15 protein-coding genes are annotated in these 16,962 nt (G+C 45.5%); all 15 read right to left on the reverse strand.

The window, feature by feature from the left end; all coding sequences use genetic code 11:
• Positions 1-12: 12 nt before the first annotated feature.
• The 15 genes from ACESPO_RS01665 to ACESPO_RS01735 all read right to left on the reverse strand — a co-directional run bounded on the left by ACESPO_RS01665 (position 13) and on the right by ACESPO_RS01735 (position 16,930).
• The gene (locus tag ACESPO_RS01665) at positions 13-534 is read right to left on the reverse strand and encodes a stage III sporulation protein AB (protein WP_016440460.1); all 522 of its coding nucleotides are present in this window, start codon (positions 532-534) and stop codon (positions 13-15) included.
• Positions 525-1,490 (reverse strand): stage III sporulation protein AA, encoded by a 966-nt coding sequence (spoIIIAA, locus tag ACESPO_RS01670; RefSeq protein ID WP_117500706.1) that lies wholly within the window; start codon positions 1,488-1,490, stop codon positions 525-527. The genes ACESPO_RS01665 and spoIIIAA overlap by 10 nt, the downstream gene beginning before the upstream one ends.
• A gap of 167 nt (positions 1,491-1,657) precedes the next feature.
• Positions 1,658-3,745, reverse strand: a complete 2,088-nt coding sequence (locus tag ACESPO_RS01675; RefSeq protein ID WP_016438987.1) for a polyribonucleotide nucleotidyltransferase — start codon at positions 3,743-3,745, stop codon at positions 1,658-1,660.
• A 235-nt stretch (positions 3,746-3,980) separates the two neighbouring features.
• Complete coding sequence (gene rpsO / locus ACESPO_RS01680; protein WP_008975818.1) at positions 3,981-4,247, reverse strand: 30S ribosomal protein S15; 267 nt, start codon at positions 4,245-4,247, stop codon at positions 3,981-3,983.
• Between the two features lie 188 nt (positions 4,248-4,435).
• Positions 4,436-5,350 carry a bifunctional riboflavin kinase/FAD synthetase gene (locus tag ACESPO_RS01685; protein WP_016438988.1) on the reverse strand — a complete coding sequence of 305 codons (915 nt, stop codon included), beginning with the start codon at positions 5,348-5,350 and terminating at the stop codon, positions 4,436-4,438.
• 38 nt (positions 5,351-5,388) lie between these two features.
• Positions 5,389-6,294 carry a tRNA pseudouridine(55) synthase TruB gene (gene truB / locus ACESPO_RS01690; protein ID WP_009261749.1) on the reverse strand — a complete coding sequence of 302 codons (906 nt, stop codon included), beginning with the start codon at positions 6,292-6,294 and terminating at the stop codon, positions 5,389-5,391.
• A gap of 42 nt (positions 6,295-6,336) precedes the next feature.
• Complete coding sequence (locus ACESPO_RS01695) at positions 6,337-7,281, reverse strand: DHH family phosphoesterase (protein WP_016438989.1); 945 nt, start codon at positions 7,279-7,281, stop codon at positions 6,337-6,339.
• 13 nt (positions 7,282-7,294) lie between these two features.
• Positions 7,295-7,654, reverse strand: coding sequence for a 30S ribosome-binding factor RbfA (gene rbfA / locus ACESPO_RS01700; protein WP_016438990.1), 360 nt, complete (start codon positions 7,652-7,654; stop codon positions 7,295-7,297).
• A gap of 126 nt (positions 7,655-7,780) precedes the next feature.
• On the reverse strand, positions 7,781-10,348 hold the full coding sequence (gene infB, locus ACESPO_RS01705; RefSeq protein ID WP_009261746.1) for a translation initiation factor IF-2: 2,568 nt from the start codon (positions 10,346-10,348) through the stop codon (positions 7,781-7,783).
• 14 nt (positions 10,349-10,362) lie between these two features.
• A complete protein-coding gene (locus tag ACESPO_RS01710; RefSeq protein WP_009261745.1) occupies positions 10,363-10,692 on the reverse strand; it encodes a L7Ae/L30e/S12e/Gadd45 family ribosomal protein in 330 nt (109 codons plus the stop codon).
• On the reverse strand, positions 10,673-10,951 hold the full coding sequence (rnpM, locus tag ACESPO_RS01715; protein ID WP_009261744.1) for an RNase P modulator RnpM: 279 nt from the start codon (positions 10,949-10,951) through the stop codon (positions 10,673-10,675). Before rnpM ends, ACESPO_RS01710 begins: the two co-directional genes overlap by 20 nt.
• A gap of 15 nt (positions 10,952-10,966) precedes the next feature.
• Complete coding sequence (nusA, locus tag ACESPO_RS01720; RefSeq protein WP_008975826.1) at positions 10,967-12,100, reverse strand: transcription termination factor NusA; 1,134 nt, start codon at positions 12,098-12,100, stop codon at positions 10,967-10,969.
• Between the two features lie 20 nt (positions 12,101-12,120).
• Complete coding sequence (gene rimP, locus ACESPO_RS01725; RefSeq protein ID WP_009261743.1) at positions 12,121-12,588, reverse strand: ribosome maturation factor RimP; 468 nt, start codon at positions 12,586-12,588, stop codon at positions 12,121-12,123.
• Positions 12,589-12,750: 162 nt separating this feature from the next.
• Positions 12,751-14,991: a DNA gyrase/topoisomerase IV subunit A gene (locus tag ACESPO_RS01730; RefSeq protein WP_009261742.1), complete on the reverse strand. Its 2,241-nt coding sequence runs from the start codon at positions 14,989-14,991 to the stop codon at positions 12,751-12,753.
• Between the two features lie 16 nt (positions 14,992-15,007).
• Positions 15,008-16,930, reverse strand: a complete 1,923-nt coding sequence (locus tag ACESPO_RS01735; protein WP_008975829.1) for a DNA gyrase/topoisomerase IV subunit B — start codon at positions 16,928-16,930, stop codon at positions 15,008-15,010.
• Between the last annotated feature and the right edge of the window lie 32 nt (positions 16,931-16,962).

Below are 16,962 nucleotides of genomic sequence, written 5' to 3' on the forward strand. Positions count from 1 at the left end.
GTACTCCTCCCACTAGATCAATAAAATTGTAATAAAAATCCCACTCATCACACCGAGACAGCTGCATAGTTTCTGCTTCGCAGCCAGTCCTTCCCGCACGTCTTGTACTTCCACCTTCAGTTGTTCCAGATACAGATCGATCGCCCCTTCCTGGGCATGTCCGCCGAGATACCCGATACTATTTCCAAATTCTTTTAATTCTTCTAACTCTTCCCTCGTAAGCTTTGTTGTGCAAAGTCGCTCTTCCACCGCACAAGACCATATTTCGGCAAAGGAACTTCCCGCACGTCTTGCAAGCTGTCCGGATACCTGTGTCAAAAACAAGCAGTACGGTGCCTTTACTTTTCTTGAAATGCGGGCAAATGCTTCCTCAAGCGGTGCGTGCGTGTATGCAATTTCTTCTTTTAACAACAAAAGGATCCTCCGCAGCCATTTCAGATCGTTCAGATGTCGTTTGAGATCAGCCGCCGTCAGATACCCGATTCCACTCGTCCCAAGAACGATCAAGATAATTCCGATTCCTTTCACACGCATGCCCCCTTCTCGTATTGTTCTCGGTAAAGCAGTGTTCCTCTTTCATCATAAATTCCTTCTACCTCTCCGATATGAATCCCATTTTTCAAAACAACGTAACGACCAAACCTCTTTTTCTGGATCAGCTGCTGCAGCACAGGTTTCTTTTGCACCTCTGCCATCGATGTGCCATGAACAGTTGCCAGCATACGGCATCCGCAATGCATTGCGTACTCCATCGCATGAATATCCTCCGGTGCCCCGATCTCATCGACTGCAAGTATTTTGGGAGCCATCGACCGAATCAACATGAGCATTCCCTCTGCCTTGGGACATCCATCTAAAATATCCGTGCGGATTCCAAGCTCATTCTGTGCAATCCCAAGATGACACGCCCCCAGTTCTGAGCGTTCATCGACCACGCCTACACTTTCCCCCTGAATCCATCGATTTCCGTCTGAGATCTGACGGATCAAATCCCGCAGCAATGTTGTCTTCCCACATCCCGGAGGGGAAATGATCAGCGTGTGGTACAGCTGTTGATCGTATGTAAGATACGGCAATACTTTCCCTGCACAGTCCTTTACCTCATGTGCCACCCGGATGTTGACGGATGAAATATACTGGATATTCTTTATCGTTCCCTGATCCATAATCACTTTTCCTGCCATTCCTACCCGATGTCCTCCTTCCACTGTCAGAAATCCCTGTCGCAGCTCCTCTTCAAAAGCATATAAAGAATAGCTGCTGATATAATCTACCGTCTCGCGCATTTCTGTCTTCGTGACAAGATGCGGTTTTCCATTCCGCTTTGGAATCCTCTCTTTTCCACGGATATTTAAGATTACCGGACTTCCTACACGAAGACGGATCTCCTGAAGTCCTTCCATGTCTATCTCTTCCTGGCTGATCAGTTCCTGAATCTCTCTTGCAAGAATCTGCAGCACCTGACTGTTTTTTCCGATTGCTCTGTTCATCTTTGTCCACCTCTTAAAACAGTATATGAGAAACTTGTCTGTTTAGAACCAGATTCTCACACGGAATGTATTTCGATAAGAATCCGAAGAACTTTTCTATGCAAAAAAGACTCTGCACAGATTTCTCTGTACGGAGTCTTTTTCGCATATTTATAAAATTCAACTTCTTATTCTGCTACATCTTTGATGGAGAAGCTCATTCTTCCCATCTTATCTTTTCCTAAGCAGACTACTTTGACTTTATCGCCAAGTGTCAGAACATCTTCTACATTTTTGATGCGCTCTTTGGAAATCTTGGAAATGTGTACCATTCCTTCTTTACCCGGAGCAAATTCTACAAACGCTCCAAATTCTTTGATGCTTACGACTTTTCCTTCCAGCACCTGTCCGGCTTCAAAGTCTGTGACAATGATCGCAATCATCTTCATCGCTTCTTCCATCGCCTCTGCATCTACACCGCATACAGACACTGCACCGTCATCTGTAATATCGATCTTCACACCAGTCTGTTCAATGATCGCATTGATCGTCTTTCCGCGCTGTCCGACAACATCACCAATCTTTGCAGGATCAATCTGCATCTGACGGATCTTCGGAGCGTACGGTCCAACAGAAGCACGCGGCTCTGCAATCGCCTTGCTCATTACTTCATCTAAAATATAAGTTCTTGCTTTCTTTGTGCATGCAATTGCTTCCTCGATGATCGGTCTTGTCAATCCGTGAATCTTAATATCCATCTGGATTGCTGTGATACCTTTATGTGTTCCGGCAACCTTAAAGTCCATATCTCCAAAGAAGTCTTCGAGTCCCTGGATATCTGTCAGAACGATATAGTCATCGTCTGTCTCCCCTGTCACAAGACCTGCGGAAATTCCTGCCACTGCTGATTTGATCGGAACACCTGCTGCCATCAGCGACATGCTGGATGCACATACACTTGCCTGGGAAGTAGAACCATTTGATTCAAATGTCTCTGATACCGTACGGATCGCATACGGGAACTCTGCCTCGCTTGGAAGTACCGGTACGAGCGCTCTCTCTGCAAGCGCACCATGTCCGATCTCACGACGTCCCGGTCCTCTTGACGGCTTTGTCTCACCGACAGAGTATGACGGGAAGTTATAGTGGTGCATATATCTCTTGGAAGTCTCTGCCTCATCAAGACCATCAATTCTCTGCGCCTCTGAGAGCGGTGCAAGTGTTGTAATAGTACAGATCTGTGTCTGACCTCTTGTAAACATTGCCGAACCGTGTACTCTCGGAATCAAATCAGTCTCTGCTGCAAGCGGTCTGATCTGATCGATCGCTCTTCCATCCGGACGCTTGTGATCTTTTAAGATCATCTTGCGGACAGTCTTCTTCTGATACTGATATAATGCTTCTCCTAAGAGTTCCAGCCACTCTTCGTTCTCTGCAAATGCTTCTTCTAACTTCTCACGGATCACGCGGATATTTTCTTCTCTGACTTGTTTTTCATCTGTGAATACCGCTTCTTCCATCTCTTCCGGTGTCACGATCTCTTTGATCGCCTCAAACAATTCTTCCGGCACTGCACAGCTTGTGTATGCATGCTTTTCTTTTCCACACTCTGCCACGATCGTATCGATGAACTTGATCACTTCCTGGTTCACTTCATGCGCCGCAAAGATCGCCTCGATCATCTTCGCCTCCGGTACTTCATTTGCACCTGCCTCGATCATAATGACCTTATCTCTTGTGGAAGCAACTGTCAACTGCAGATCAGAAACCGCTCTCTGTGCCGCATTCGGATTGAATACAAACTCTCCGTCGATCAGTCCTACCTGTGTAGTAGAAGTAGGCCCATCAAACGGGATGTCAGAGATTGCTGTGGCGATCGCAGAACCTAACATTGCTGTCAGTTCCGGGCTGCAGTCCGGATCCACAGACAATACGAGGTTATTTAATGTCACATCGTTTCTGTAATCCTTTGGAAACAGAGGTCTCATCGGTCTGTCAATGACACGAGATGTCAGGATCGCATTTTCAGACGCTTTCCCTTCTCTCTTGTTAAACCCTCCCGGGATCTTTCCTACCGCATATAATTTCTCTTCATATTCAACGGAGAGCGGGAAGAAATCGATGCCCTCTCTCGGTTTTTCAGATGCTGTCGCTGTCGATAATACAACAGTCTCTCCATAGTGCATCAAAGCCGCACCATTGGCCTGTGCTGCCACTCTGCCTACATCGACACGCAGAGTTCTTCCGGCTAATTCCATTTCAAATTTTTTAAACATACTGTTCTCCTTTTCTTCGCCGGCAGGCTGTACCGAAACTACTGAAAAATACATTTCTGCTTTGCACTCTGTCAACACTGCTGACAGTTCCTGCGGAAATACGCTTTTCAGTGGTCTCGGCTCATACTTTCCTGCCGTTTTTCATAAACTTCTGCACCGAATGTTTTTCATCCGGCACTTGTAACTGAAAACAAGGGATGGCACGAATAACCATCCCCTGCTAAAATCACTTTGATTATTTTCTAAGTCCTAAACGTTCAATTAAAGAACGGTATCTTTCAATATCAGTTTTCTTTAAGTAAGCAAGTAAGCCTCTTCTCTGACCTACCATTTTAAGAAGACCTCTTCTTGAATGATGATCCTTTGGATTTGCTTTAAAGTGATCTGTTAATTCATTGATTCTTGCTGTTAAGATTGCGATCTGAACTTCCGGTGAACCTGTATCTCCTTCTGTTCTTCCGTATTCTGCAATAATAGCCTGTTTCTTTTCTTTTGCGATCATGTGATGATCCTCCTTTATTCTTTCTTATTATTAATATTTGAGCGCCAGATATTAAGTAACGGTTGGAGTCTTCCAGTTACCGGATATCGGCTCGTAAATCCTTAGTTAGATTAGCATAATTGAATTTGTTTTTCAAGATTTATTTTCAATTTTCTTTTCTTTTCTCAGTTTTCGTCACTATGCACAATTCACAGTTCCCTGCGTTTAATCGCTGCAATATCTGCTTCCATCTGGCTTTTCAGCTCTTCCACAGAGGCAAACTTGCGCTCCGGCCGCACAAACGAGAGCAGTTCTACTTGAATGGTCTGTCCGTAGGTTTCTCTGTCGAACGAAAAAACATTGACTTCTAAAATCAGTTTTCCATCCGCATCCACAGTCGGCTTATTGCCAAGGTTCCCAATCCCTTGATAATAGTTCCCATCAATCCGCACACGGCACGCATAGACGCCGTTTGGCGGCGCCAGCTTTCCGATATCCGGAGTGATATTCATCGTCGGAATCCCAAGCTTTCTCCCAAGCTTTCTGCCATGCTCCACCACACCACTCATTGCATACGGATATCCAAGCAATTCTCTTGCCACTTCCATATGTCCGGCACGGACTTCTTCTTTGATATAAGTACTGCTGATTTCCCTGCCCTGATACAGTTCTTTGTCCACGACTTCCAGTTCATATCCATATATCCCTGCATACTGCTTCAGCATATGAATATCTCCGCGTTTCTCATGTCCAAAATGAAAGTCTGTCCCGACCGCAATATACGCTGCATGGAACTGATCCACCAGCACTTCTTTGATGAACGTCTCTGCTTCCATGCCGGATATCTCCTCCGTAAATGGACAGTCAATCAGATAATCTGTCTGTCCATCGAGATGCTCATACCGTTCTTTCCCGGTCATCAGACTTTTCTTCTGTTTGCCCAGTCGTTCATAGAGCGGAGCCATGTCAAATGCAAAGACAACACTTACCACCTCTTTGGATGCATGTTCCTTCACACGGCTGACCAGTTTCTGATGGCCTCTGTGCAGGCCGTCAAATTTCCCCAGTGTCACTGCAGCTTTTCTCTGTTCCTGATAGCATTCTAGTTCTCTTACATACTGCATGTCATTTCCTCTTCTATCCTTATCCGTATTGTGAGATTTTACTTTTCGTAGAACATCTTCTCGAGCCGGAACATCTTTTCCTCCTGACGGTAGCGATAAATTCCGACAAACACTCCCTGCGCATCGTACACCCGCACCCGTTCTTCCGGCTCATACTTCTCTCTTTTCTTTACAAAAGAAAGGGAAAATGGATTGCCGTTGTACAGATACTGATTTCCAGCCTCTTTCACATCCACACTCCTGCATTCTGGAAACATGGCATCGATGGGAATGATTGCCTCCATCAGAGTCCCGTCCTGCTTCTTCTTTTCAATCTCACCTAACGTCAGGCTATCTTCCAACTCAAAACGACTTACTTTTGTCCGAAGCAGTGATTCCATACAAGCCCCACATCCAAGTTTTTCCCCAATGTCATGACAAAGTGTGCGAATGTAAGTCCCCTTTGAGCAAGATACTTCCATCGTCACTCGAGGCAGATCGATCTCCATGATCTCAATGCTGTGGATCTGGACCGGTCTCGCCTTCCGCTCAACTGTCTTTCCTTCCCTTGCCAGTTCATAAAGCTTCTTTCCCCCGACTTTCAATGCGGAATACATCGGCGGAACCTGCTCATAATTCCCGACAAACTTCTGAATACATGCAGTTACCTCTTCGACTGTAAGCGATGCGGTATCTTTTTTCTCCAGCACTTCTCCGGAACTATCCTGTGTATCTGTGACAGTCCCAAGCAGCATCACTGCCCGGTATGTCTTATCCTTATCCGTCAACAGATCACAGAGTTTTGTCCCTTTCCCAAGGCATACCGGCAGAACTCCTGTCGCATCCGGATCGAGTGTCCCGGTATGACCGATCTTTTTCTGCCCTAAAATCCCTCTGAGCTTTGCCACGACGTCGTGAGAAGTAAACCCTTTTTCTTTATATACATTGATCACTCCGTGTATCATCTGTCTTCTGCCTTTCTTTTCTCCATTTTCTTTTGTCTGTTTCTAGAGCTGTTTTTGGATTTCTTCTACCAACCGGGAAAGAATTTCTTCTGCGCTTCCTTTCATGGTAACACCTGCCGCTTTCTTATGACCACCACCGCCAAATTGCTGTGCGATCCGGCTGACATCCACTTCACCCGTTGCCCGCAGACTGACTTTAAACTCATGATGAGATAATTCATAGAGAAAAATCGCCACTTCAACCCCTTTCGTCACGCGAAGCTGACTGACGATCCCATCCAATTCTTTTGGTTTTACTCCATAAACATCCATCTCTTCTTTTGTCAAAAAGGATGCGATACATTTCCCATCAAGAAGCAGTTTGCTGTCCAGCAGTGCCTTCCCAAGCACTTGATTCTGTACATAAGATTTCTGATAAAAAGTACGGTCAATGATTCCGGAGTAGTCAATGCCTTTCCGCATCAGTTCGGCTGCCGCCTCCATCGTCTCCGGCGCAGTGCAGGAATACTGAAATACCCCAGTGTCATGCACAATCCCAAGGTACAGACATTCTGCGATCTCCTTTGTAATCTTTTCTTTGTCTAACAGACGATACACCAACTCCGAAGTAGAACTTGCATCCGGGTCGATCTCATTTTCATCAGCGAATGCCTGATTGCTGATGTGGTGGTCGATGCACGCTGTCCGTCCTGCCTGCTCATAGAGCATTTTGGAAAATCCAAGACGATTCGAATCGCCGCAGTCCAAAAGAATGAAAAGATCATAGGTTTCTGTCTCTGTGACTTCCGAACGGATATCTGCTGCCGCACCGATAAACCGAAAAGAATCCGGCACCGGCTCCAAGTAAACATCCACCGTGATCTCCGGGTAATTTTTCTGAAGATACTGATACAATCCGAGTGTAGAACCGACACAGTCCCCATCCGGGCGGACATGTCCGCCTAGCGCCACACGGTGGGCTCCCTGCAATAATCTTTCTAATTCCATATTTTCGCTTCCTCTATTTGATATCCTTTGTCACTTCGTCGATTTTCTTAGACATGCTCACGCCATATTCAATGGACTGATCCAGAACAAATTTGACTTCCGGCGTATTTCTCATATTGAGACGATGTGCCAACTCTCTGCGGATGTATCCTTCTGCGCTCTGAAGTCCTGTAACAGTATCCTGCTGTGCCTTCTCATCCCCAAGAACGCTGATATAAGCTTTACATGTCTTCAGATCCGGTGCTACTTCCACAGCAACAACCGATGTCATCGGTGCCACTCTAGGATCTTTGATCCCGTCACGAAGGATACTGCTTAATTCTCTCTGTACTTCCATGTTGACTCTTGTATTCTTAATACTGTTCTTTCTCATCGTTGTTCTCCTTTCCATGCTTAGATGTGCCGGAAACTGCGATTTCCAGACTATATCTCTCGGACATTGATCAACCTCCTTAGTCTGAAAATGCAGTTTCCTCAACTTCTCTATCTTATTTTTTGCCTATCTTGGCACTTCTACCATCTTGAATGCTTCAACCTGGTCTTCTTCTTTGACATCGTTAAACTTCTCAAATACAAGACCACATTCATATCCGGCTCTAACTTCCTTGACATCATCTTTGAAACGTTTCAGCGAAGCAAGAGCACCCTCGAAGATCACAACACCATCTCTCGATACTCTGACAGAACATCCTCTCTCAAATGTACCATCAAGCACATAGGAACCTGCGATTGTTCCAACACCAGATGCCTTGAATGTCTGGCGTACTTCCGCATGTCCGAGCACTTTCTCCTCAAATACCGGATCCAGCATTCCCTTCATCGCTGCCTGCACATCTTCGATCGCATCGTAAATGACACGGTACAGACGAAGATCAACACCTTCGCGCTCAGCGATTTCTTTTGCAGTCGCATCCGGACGGACATTAAATCCGATGATGATCGCATTGGATGCGGATGCAAGATTGACATCAGATTCATTGATCGCACCGACACCGCCGTGGATGATCTTAATGACAACTTCCTCGTTAGACAGCTTCAGAAGACTCTGTTTTACCGCCTCCACAGATCCCTGTACATCGGCTTTTACAATGATTCCAAGTTCTTTTAAGTTTCCTGCCTGGATCTGGCTGAACAGATCGTCTAAGGACATTCTTGATTTTGTCTCTTCAAGCATTCTCACACGGTTCTGAGAGATAAATGTCTCTGCAAAGCTTCTTGCTTCTTTATCAGACTCACATCCAACAAAGATCTCACCAGCATTTGGAACATCATTTAATCCGAGGATCTCCACCGGCATAGACGGTCCTGCTTCTTTGACACGTCTTCCTTTGTCATCCATCATCGCTCTTACTTTCCCGTATGCAGAGCCTGCTGCGATCGGATCTCCTACATGAAGTGTTCCTTTCTGCACAAGAACTGTTGCCACAGAACCTTTTCCTTTGTCAAGCTGCGCTTCGATGACAATTCCTCTTGCACGGCGATTCGGATTAGCCTTCAGCTCAGATACTTCTGCTGTCAGAAGAATCATCTCCAGCAGTTCATCGATTCCTTCATGTGTATGTGCAGATACCGGAACAAAGATTGTGCTTCCGCCCCAGTCTTCTGCGATCAAGCCGTATTCTGTCAATTCTTGTTTGACTCTCTCTACATTTGCACTTGGCTTATCAATCTTATTTACTGCAACGATGATCTCGATGCCTGCCGCTTTCGCATGGTTGATCGCTTCTACCGTCTGCGGCATCACACCGTCATCCGCTGCAACAACAAGGATCGCGATATCTGTTGAGCTCGCTCCACGCATACGCATCGCTGTAAATGCTTCATGTCCCGGTGTATCAAGGAATGTAATGTTCTCTCCATTGATCGTTGCCACATATGCACCGATGTGCTGTGTAATTCCACCCGCTTCACGATCGATCACATTTGTGTTACGGATCGCATCGAGAAGAGAAGTCTTTCCATGGTCTACATGTCCCATGACACATACAACCGGAGGACGTTTCACCATTGTGCTTTCATCCTCTTCGTCTTCTTTTAATAATTCCTCGATCACATCGACAACTTCTTCTTTTTCCACAAGGCATTCAAATTCCATTGCGATCTCTTCGGCAGTGTCAAAGTCTACTTCCTGGTTCACTGTCACGATCTTGCCCTGCATGAATAATTTTTTGACAATTACCGATGGCTGGATCTTCATCTTATCTGCAAGTTCCTGAATAGTAAGTGTCTCTGGAATTGTGATCATTTTGATCTTTTCTTCCTCTTTTTCCACCGGCTTTGGCTGTGGTTTTACCGGCTGTGACATCGGTTTTTGTTTCTTCCCTTTTGGAAGTCTTTCTTCTCTGTCGTCATCCCGGTAATCTTTCTTTTTATAGTTCTCCTTGCCCTTCTGGCGCTGTGGTTTCTGCTCCGGAACAATTGGTGCAGGAATGGACGGAGAAGTTCCTCTTCCATTCTCCTGTCTTCTGTCATCTCTTCTTCCGTTATTTCTTCTGTTGTCCTGTCCGCGGTCATCTCTTCTTCCCTGACCGGAGAATCCGCCTTTCTGACCCTGGCGATCTCCTCTTCCATCCGGACGATTGTCTCCACGGTTATTGTAGTTTCTGTTCTCACCACGATTCTCCCCGGAGCGCTCTCCTCTGTTAAACGGACGGTTTCCGGAACGTTCTCCTCTGTTATCGCCATTTCTGGATCCTTGATTATTGTTGTTTCCACGGCTGTTTGTGCCATTTCCGGAACGGTAATTGCTGTTCTGACGATCCTTTTGTCCTGTACCGTTTCCTCTCTGATTATTGCCGCCATTGTTCGATCTTTGTCCGCCCTGACGCTTTCCATTCTGTGTATTCTGCGGCCGGAATACCTGCACGATATTTTTCTTTTTTGGTGTCTCCTCGGACGATGCTTCCTTCTTTCCTCCAAAAGCATCTTTCACCATGTTTTCCTGTTCATCTGTAAGGGAACTCATGTGGCTTTTCACCTCTACTTTCTTCTCTTGTAAAAAATCTAAAATTTCTTTGTTTGACTTGTTTAACTCTTTTGCCAGTTCATGTACCCGGACTTTTGTCATACGCTCTACCTCCTCTATGCCATTGTCTGCCTCTCATCCTCTATCTGCTTCTTAATTCCCTTTGCAAATCCTGCATCCAGCACGGCAAGCGATGCCCGGAATTCTTTTCCCATTGCATGCCCCAACGTATCTTTATCCTTATAAAAATAAATTGGTACTTCATAGAAATCACACATGTTCTGAAACTTCTTTTTTGTATTGTCAGAAGCATCCTCTGCCACAATGACAAGTTCTGCTCTTCCTGACTTTGTCTCTTTCTCTGTTGAAAACTCTCCGCTTACTGTCTTTCCCGCCTTGGTCGCCAGACTGATCAGCGAAAGTGCTTTACTTTGTTTCAATCGCATCCATCTCCTCTTTTAAATGTTCATATACCTCTGCCGGAATGGATTGTTTGAAAGATCTCTCAAGCCCTCTGTTTTTCACTGCCTTTTCCAGACATTCCCGTGAAAAGCAAAGGTATGCCCCGCGACCGTTTTTCTTGCCGGTCGCATCCAGAATGAATTCGTTTTCTGACGTTTTCAGTACGCGCATCATCTCTTTTTTACTTTTCATTTCACCACATCCTACGCACTTCCGCATAGGAATCTTCTTTACGCTGCCCAAACAATCACTCCGTTTCTATTCTTCATCTGCCAGATAGTCCTCTGTCTGCTCCGGCTCATCCACTTCTGCTGCTTCCATCGCCATATCCATATAGTTTTCCGGAAGATCTCCTGCCTCAATGGCCTGTGTCTCGCTCTTAATGTCAATCTTATAGCCAGTCAGACGCGCTGCAAGTCTTGCGTTCTGCCCTTCTTTTCCGATTGCAAGAGAAAGCTGGTAATCTGGAACGATCACACTTGCTGTCTTCTCATCCGGATCTGCCATAACAGAAATAACTTTTGCCGGGCTTAATGCATTCTCAATTAAGATTGCCGGATTCTCACTCCAGTTGATGATATCGATCTTCTCCCCGCGCAGTTCGTTGACAATCGCATTGACTCTTGCACCGTTCATTCCGACGCATGCTCCAACTGGATCAACATCTGGATCATTGGACCATACGGCGATCTTTGTACGAGAACCTGCTTCTCTGGAAATACTCTTGATCTCTACTGTTCCGTCTTTGACTTCTGCCACTTCTGACTCAAACAGACGCTTTACAAGTTCTGGATGTGTACGAGAAACTAAGATCTTCGGTCCTTTTGTCGTATTCTTTACTTCTACCACGTACAGTTTGATACGCTCTGTCGGCTTAAATACCTCTCCTTTGACCTGTTCATTCTCTGTCAGCATCGCATCTGCCTTACCAAGGTTAATACTTACATTTTTGCCAACATATCTCTGAACGATACCTGTAACGATATCTTTTTCTTTTTCAAAATACTGGTCATAAACCACTTTTCTTTCTTCCTCGCGGATTTTCTGGAGGATCAGGTTTTTTGCATTCTGTGTGGCGATTCTTCCGAATTCCTTTGATTCTACCGGAATCTGGACAATGTCGCCAAGTTCAAATTTTGAATCGATCATCTTTGCATCTGCAAGGCTGATCTCCATCACCTCATCTTCTACTTCCTCCACAACGACTTTCTCCGCAAATACGGAATAATCGCATGTCTCCCTGTTCATGATGATCTTAATGTTATCTGCTTTTCCAAAATGGTTCTTGCAGGCATTCATCAATGAATTCTCAATTGCATCTAACATGGTCTCTTTGCTGATGTCTTTTTCCTCTTCTAAGATCGTCAGCGCTTCTAATAACTCAGTGTTCATTTCTATTTCCTCCTAACTGTTTAAAAATCAAGTGCAAGACGGATCAATGCGATCTCGCTTCTCTCAAATGTCTTCGGTTCACCATCTTCATATTCGATAGTGACAGTGTCTTTGTCATACGATTTTAAAATACCGGTAAATTCCTTCTGTCTGTCGATCGCACGGTACGTTCTGATCTCCACTTCTTCTCCCAGACTGCGTTTAAAATCTTTCTCTTTCTTTAGCGGTCTTCCAAGTCCCGGAGAGCTGACTTCAAAAATATAAGTATCCTCGATATAATCCTCCCGGTCCAGAATCTCTGAAAATGCACGGCTGACTACTTCACAGTCATCTACTGCAATTCCTCCCGGTTTATCGATATAAGCGCGCAGGTACCAGTTGCTTCCTTCCTTTACATACTCCACATCTACCAGCTCAAATCCATTGCCCTCCACGATCGGCAGAATCAGTTCTTCTGTTTTCTGTTCATACACTTCTCTTTTTGACAAATCATCTCTTCCTTTCTGTTCTTGTTCTTTCGTCTCTGACAAATCTGCATGATACAAAGAAGAGTGGACGTCTTGCCCACTCTTCTGTCAGTTACATATCAATCTATTAAAGAGCATAGCACAACTCTCTGGGAAAAGCAAGCGCTTTTTGCCGCTTTCGCTTTATAATCGTGTCTTCGTCCCTTTTCCATCCCGCTTATTTAACTTAAGCCGGTTTAAGGAAACTTCTTTTTCCTGATAACTTCCCTTTGTGTCAACCCCGTCGGCAAACAGATAAATCTGCTCAATCCGGTCACTCTTTTGCAGCTTCATTCCGCGCACACCGACTGCGCCTTTTTTCTTCTCCGGCACCTCCGAAAGAAGAAACCGCAGGAAATATCCTCCTTCCGTCTGAAGCACGATATTCTGCTCTTCCAAAACCTTTATAATCGCAACGACTTCGTCCGCTTCCTGAAGCTTCGTTGCCGCAGTCGTCCGCTTTGATACAAGAAACTCTTCTCCGGCCACTTGTTTTAGCATACTTTGCCTTGTCACAAATAGCAGTTTCGCATCTTTTAATTCTTCTTCCGCACAGAGATATACGATCTCTTCCTGCGCACTGTCGTAGTTCCCCAGATTATCGATTGGAACACTCTTATCTCGAAACTTTCCATATGGAATATCTGAGACTTTTACCTGATGCATCTTTCCGGTATTCGTAAAAATACAAACTTTTCCAGTATTTTTACAAGGAACGATGTGCTTGTTCTCGCTGTCTGCGGCTTCTTTATTCCGCTCATACGTTGCTACATCCACAGTCTTTGCATATCCGAAGCGATCCAGAAGCAGGATCACATCCTGTTCTTCCACCTTGTTCTCTTCATAGATTGCCTCTTTTCCATTCTCGATCACAGTGCGGCGTTCTCTTGCATAAGCCTTTTTGTATCCTTCTAATTCGTCAATGATCACATTTGTCATCGAATCATAATTGTTCAGGATATCTTCATACTTTTCAATGTTTTTCAACGTCTCTTCATGTTCCTTCATGAGCGCTTCGATTTCCAGACCGATCAGTTTATAGAGGCGCATCTCCAGAATCGCTGTTGCCTGCTTCTCGGTAAAACACAGTTTTGCTGCCTTTTTCTTGGATGCCGCTGTCTTAAACGTAATATTCTCCACAGTTCCGTGGATCAGGCATTCCTTCGCATCTTTGATCGACTTGCTGCCTCTTAAGATCTCAATGATCAAGTCAATGACGTCACACGCCTTGATCAGACCTTCCTGAATCTCTTTTTTCGCAAGTTCTTTTGCAAGCAATGTCTTATATTTTCTCGTCATCAGTTCAAACTGAAAATCTACGTGGTGTTCGATGATCTGACGGAGCCCCATCGTCTCCGGTCTTCCATCGGCAACTGCAAGCATGTTCACCCCAAACGTATCTTCCAGACGCGTCTTCTTATAGAGCATGTTTTTCAGGTTTTCAATATCCGCATCTTTTTTCAGTTCGAGAACAATACGGATCCCTTCTTTGGAAGACTGATTCGAGATGTCTACGATATCATTTGTCTTCTTTGCCTCCACCAGTGCACAGACATCGTTCAAAAACTTTCCGATCCCTGCGCCGATCATCGTATAAGGAATCTCAGAGATGACCAGACGTTTCTTTCCGCCTTTTCCATTCTCTACCTCTACTTTTCCGCGAAGTTTGATCTTTCCTGTACCGGTCTCATAGATGGATGGCAGATCATCTTTGTTGACTACGATGCCCCCGGTCGGGAAATCCGGCCCCTTCAGATATGTCAGAAGTTCTTCCGTTGTGATCTCATTGTTCCTCATGTATGCCTTTACTGCATCGATCACCTCACCCAGGTTATGTGTCGGGATACTCGTGGCCATACCGACTGCGATTCCCTCCGCACCATTGACAAGGAGGTTCGGAATTCTGACCGGAAGCACTTCCGGCTCTTTTTCTGTCTCGTCAAAATTTGGCACAAAATCTACAATGTCTTTATCAAGATCTGCCAGATACACTTCCTGCGTAATCTTGGCCAGACGGCTCTCCGTATAACGCATCGCCGCAGCGCCGTCCCCTTCTATCGACCCAAAATTCCCGTGACCGTCTACCAGCACCATTCCCTTTTTAAAATCCTGCGCCATAACAACCAGCGCCTCATAGATGGAACTGTCACCGTGTGGGTGATATTTACCCATCGTATCTCCGACGATACGGGCACACTTTCTGTATGGTCTGTCATATCTGATCCCAAGTTCATACATATCATAGAGCGTTCTTCTCTGTACCGGCTTTAAACCATCCCGGACATCCGGCAGTGCTCTTGCTATGATGACACTCATCGCATAATCAATGTAAGACTTCTTCATCACATCCGAATACTCGGTTCTTATCACTTGCTGCTCGTTCATATTTTACCTCACCTAACTATATATCCAGTTCTGCCTCTGCCGCATTCTCATAGATAAATGCACGTCTCGGCGGAACATCACTTCCCATCAGCATCTCTGTCACACTAGATGCCATTCTCGCATCTTCAATCTCTACCAATTTTAACATTCTTGTCTCCGGATTCAATGTGGTCTCCCAAAGCTGCTCTGCATCCATCTCCCCGAGACCTTTGTACCTCTGCAGAGTAAACGGGCCGGTCTGACGCTTCCGGTACTGTTCGAGTGCCTTATCGTCATACAGATACTCTTCCTCACCCTTCTTCGGCATCGCCTTGTAAAGCGGCGGCATCGCAATATAGACATGTCCCTCAAAGATCAACTCCGGCATAAAGCGATAGAATAAGGTCAGAAGCAATGTAGAAATATGCGCTCCGTCCACATCTGCATCTGCCATGATAATGATCTTATCATAGCGGAGCTTACTGATGTCAAAATCATTCCCATATCCTTCTGAAAACCCACACCCAAACGCATTGATCATCGTCTTGATCTCCGCATTTGCCAGCACTTTATCAATGCTTGCCTTCTCCACATTCAAAATCTTTCCACGGATCGGCAAGATCGCCTGATACATCCGGTCACGCGCCGTCTTTGCGGATCCTCCCGCCGAATCTCCCTCAACGATAAAGATCTCACACTTTGATGCATCACGGCTCTCGCAGTTTGCAAGCTTTCCGTTGCTGTCAAACGAATATTTTTGTTTCGTCAGCAGATTCGTTTTTGCACGTTCTTCTGTCTTGCGGATCTTCGCCGCTTTCTCTGCACAGCCGATCACCTTCTTCAACGTCTCAAGATTTCGGTCAAAGTAGCGAACAATCTCTTCCCCGGTCACCTTTCCCGTAGCTTTGGATGCATCTGGATTGTCAAGTTTCGTCTTCGTCTGTCCTTCAAATCTAGGATCCGGATGCTTTACCGAGACGATCGCCGTCATCCCGTTTCGAATATCCGCTCCGGTAAAATTGGAATCTTTCTCTTTTAAAATCCCAAGCTCCCTCGCATATTGGTTGATAACTGTAGTAAAGGTCGTCTTAAATCCAGTCAGGTGCGTACCGCCCTCCGCATTGTAAATGTTATTGCAGAAACCAAGCACATTTTCATGGAACTCATTGACATACTGAAATGCCACTTCCACCTCGATGCCTTCTGCTTCCCCTTTAAAATAGACTGGCTCATGGATGACCTCTTTCTTCTGGTTCATATCTTTGATAAAACCGATGATCCCATCCGGCTCATGAAACTCAATATGTTCTGTCTGCTCTCGTCTCCGATCCTCAAAGATAATCGTCAGTTCCGGATTCAGATACGCCGTTTCATGCAGACGACTCTTCACCTCATCTGCCTTAAACTTTGTCTTCTCAAAAATCTCTCCATCCGGCAAAAAATTCACAAGTGTACCGGTCTTTCTCGTCTTTGCGATCACCGGGAGAAGACCGTCTTCCAGCTCTACGACCGGAATCCCCCGCTCATACCGGTCATGGTGTACCCCGCCGTCCCGGCTGATCTTCACATCCATATATTCTGACAACGCATTGACTACGGAAGATCCGACACCATGGAGTCCACCGCTTGTCTTGTAAGCCGAATCATCAAACTTTCCTCCCGCATGCAAGGTCGTGTAGACAAGCCTCGCTGCAGAAATTCCCTTCTGGTGCATGCCGACTGGAACTCCTCGTCCATTGTCCTCCACCGTAGCCGAACCGTCTTTTTCTAAAAAAACACTGATCTTATTACAGAATCCGGCGAGATGTTCATCCACCGCATTATCCACAATCTCATAGATCAGATGATTCAGTCCCTTTGTAGACACACTTCCTATATACATTCCCGGACGCTTCCGGACCGCCTCCAGCCCTTCGAGCACCGAAATACTATCTGCATCATATGTATTTTTCTTAGCCATTTACCCCTGTCCTTTCACGTTCTTTATCAAAG

Origin of the sequence: Coprococcus sp. HPP0074 (genome assembly GCF_964238105.1) — a bacterium.
GTDB lineage: Bacteria > Bacillota > Clostridia > Lachnospirales > Lachnospiraceae > Faecalimonas > Faecalimonas umbilicata.

Excerpts from the sequence above, each read along its gene's own strand:
- rbfA (WP_016438990.1), bottom strand. The coding sequence starts at position 7,654 with ATGAGAAAGAACAGTATTAAGAATACAAGAGTCAACATGGAAGTACAG.
- spoIIIAA (WP_117500706.1), bottom strand. The coding sequence starts at position 1,490 with ATGAACAGAGCAATCGGAAAAAACAGTCAGGTGCTGCAGATTCTTGCA.
- ACESPO_RS01735 (WP_008975829.1), bottom strand. The coding sequence starts at position 16,930 with ATGGCTAAGAAAAATACATATGATGCAGATAGTATTTCGGTGCTCGAA.
- ACESPO_RS01730 (WP_009261742.1), bottom strand. The coding sequence starts at position 14,991 with ATGAACGAGCAGCAAGTGATAAGAACCGAGTATTCGGATGTGATGAAG.
- ACESPO_RS01695 (WP_016438989.1), bottom strand. The coding sequence starts at position 7,281 with ATGGAATTAGAAAGATTATTGCAGGGAGCCCACCGTGTGGCGCTAGGC.
- rpsO (WP_008975818.1), bottom strand. The coding sequence starts at position 4,247 with ATGATCGCAAAAGAAAAGAAACAGGCTATTATTGCAGAATACGGAAGA.
- nusA (WP_008975826.1), bottom strand. The coding sequence starts at position 12,100 with ATGAACACTGAGTTATTAGAAGCGCTGACGATCTTAGAAGAGGAAAAA.
- ACESPO_RS01685 (WP_016438988.1), bottom strand. The coding sequence starts at position 5,350 with ATGCAGTATGTAAGAGAACTAGAATGCTATCAGGAACAGAGAAAAGCT.
- ACESPO_RS01665 (WP_016440460.1), bottom strand. The coding sequence starts at position 534 with ATGCGTGTGAAAGGAATCGGAATTATCTTGATCGTTCTTGGGACGAGT.
- truB (WP_009261749.1), bottom strand. The coding sequence starts at position 6,294 with ATGATACACGGAGTGATCAATGTATATAAAGAAAAAGGGTTTACTTCT.
- ACESPO_RS01675 (WP_016438987.1), bottom strand. The coding sequence starts at position 3,745 with ATGTTTAAAAAATTTGAAATGGAATTAGCCGGAAGAACTCTGCGTGTC.
- infB (WP_009261746.1), bottom strand. The coding sequence starts at position 10,348 with ATGACAAAAGTCCGGGTACATGAACTGGCAAAAGAGTTAAACAAGTCA.
- ACESPO_RS01710 (WP_009261745.1), bottom strand. The coding sequence starts at position 10,692 with ATGCGATTGAAACAAAGTAAAGCACTTTCGCTGATCAGTCTGGCGACC.